Source organism: Romboutsia sp. 13368, from assembly GCF_018336475.1.
Classification (GTDB): Bacteria; Bacillota; Clostridia; order Peptostreptococcales; family Peptostreptococcaceae; genus Romboutsia.
In genome coordinates this window covers 349,071-351,316 of the sequence record NZ_CP048741.1, presented here as the reverse complement: position 1 = coordinate 351,316, position 2,246 = coordinate 349,071, and the positions used below count along the sequence as shown (strand labels likewise).

Sequence of the window (2,246 nt, the reverse complement as noted above, 5' to 3'; positions counted from 1 at the left end):
CCTCATTACCATTTCGGATACATCCGTTGCTTAAAAATGTCATTTTTTACTTTTCTAGATATATTAATATTACTTTAATTCAAAAGTTATCAACAAATTTTTATGCAGTATAAAATCCTAGTACGTAAAAAACTCTTATGTATATTATATATCCATAAGAGTTTTTTAATTAACGTTAATTTATACTTGTTTCTTCTTTTCCAATAAATTTATTATCTATATTTGTTACATTAGTAAGTGTTTTCTTATAAAAYATAGTAAAACATATTGATGTAATTATCACTGCAGTAATATCAGCTACTGGTTCTGCTAAAAGCACTGCAAATAGTTTTTCCTCTAGAATAGCTGGCAATATAAATATAAGCGGTACAAGTAAAATTATTTTTCTAAGTAATGCTAAGAAAAGAGATATTTTTGCTTGACCTAGTGCTAGCAATGTACTTTGACATGCTGCTTGTATACCAAACATAAAAATACCAGCAAAATAAATTTTTATACTCCATGAAGTTATATCTACTAATGCAGGGTCATTATTAAATATTTTTACTACCACTTGAGGTGCTATCATAAGAATTAAGCACATAAAAGTTGTATATGATAAAGTAGCCATAACTGTATATTTAAATGTTTTCTTTACTCTATCTATATTTTTAGCCCCAAAGTTATAACTTATTATAGGTTGAGCACCTTGAGTTACTCCATTAGCTGGAAGTAATATTATTTGCATTATACTGCTCATTATAGTCATTGCACCTACAGCTAAGTCTCCACCATATTTTTGTAATTGGCTATTTAATGAAACTAAAACTAAACTTTCTGTACTTTGCATTATAAATGGTGCTATCCCTAAAGCAAAAACTGGTTTCATAGTTTTTAAATCTATTTTAAGATATTTTTTTCTTAATCTAAGTATAGTATTTTTACTATTTAAGAACCTTAATACCCATATAGCTGATACAGCTTGTGCTACTATAGTTGCAATTGCAGCACCTTTAACTCCCATATTAAATCCAAATATAAGTATAGGGTCAAGAACTATATTTATTATAGCTCCTATAGTTACTGTCATCATTCCTATTTTTGCAAATCCTTGTGTATTTATAAAAGGATTCATCCCTAATGCAATTTGAACAAATACAGTTCCTATAAGATATATTCCTAAATAATCCATAGCATATCCTATTGTACTTTCACTAGCTCCAAATTTCCAAAGAATTGGTTCTCTAAAAATTAAAAATACAATCGTTAATGTTAAGGCTATTATTAATAATGATGCAAAGCTATTAGTCATTATTTTTTCAGCTGAATCATTATCTTGTTCTCCCATTTTTATTGCAGCAAGTGGTGCTCCACCCATACCAATAAATGCTGCAAATGCTGATACCAAAAGAACTATTGGGAATGCTACTCCAATACTAGCCATAGCAACTTCTCCATTTGGCATTCTACCTATAAATATTCTATCAACTATGTTGTATAAAACATTTACTAATTGTGCTATTATTGATGGTGTTGCCAATTTCAATAATAACTTTCCTATACTCTGACTTCCTAAATCTGTAGTTGAATTAGACATTTCATCACCCCTTATATATATTTTTATAATATTTAACTCTTTTATTAATATTTAACTCTTTTATTTATAATATAATTTACTTTAATAAGTATGTATTTTGAATGTATTTATAAAATAACCCTTTCTATTAATGATATTAAGTTTTTCTCAAATTTAATATCATCATCTTTAGTTCTTTTTCGTGGTCCTTTTGTTCTATGACCAGCATTTCTAATTTTTTTAGATAAATGCCTTGTAAATAATAGTTGATCTATATTCTCATTAGTATATAACATCCCGTTTTGATTTATAGGATATCCTCCTTTAGAAAGTACCATAGCTGCTAGTCCATAATCTTGAGTTACTATAATATCACCTTTATTTACTTTATTAACTAATGCAAAGTCAACTGAATCCGAACCTTTAGATAATACTATTGTTTCAACACCAGTTTTATTAATTATATGAGAAGTATCACACATTATTATAATCGGGATACTATAAGTTTTTGCTATCTTAATACTTATATCTACTACTGGACATCCATCTGCGTCTATTAAAATTTTCATCTACTACCTCATTCTAAATTTAATTAAATATAAAAAGTTTACTTAATCTATATTAATTCTATATCTATATTAAAACTATTTTTTAATTTAATTAATACAGACTTCTTTGAATRTAAAAACAA

The 2,246-nt window shown here is 26.7% G+C and carries 2 protein-coding genes; both read right to left on the bottom strand.

The features are described from left to right. Positions 1 to 175: 175 nt before the first annotated feature. A complete protein-coding gene (locus tag G3997_RS01390) occupies positions 176 to 1,576 on the bottom strand; it encodes an MATE family efflux transporter (RefSeq protein WP_296646932.1) in 1,401 nt (466 codons plus the stop codon). Positions 1,577 to 1,683: 107 nt separating this feature from the next. Continuing rightward, on the bottom strand, positions 1,684 to 2,124 hold the full coding sequence (locus G3997_RS01385; RefSeq protein WP_296646929.1) for a YaiI/YqxD family protein: 441 nt from the start codon (positions 2,122 to 2,124) through the stop codon (positions 1,684 to 1,686). Positions 2,125 to 2,246 lie beyond the last annotated feature (122 nt).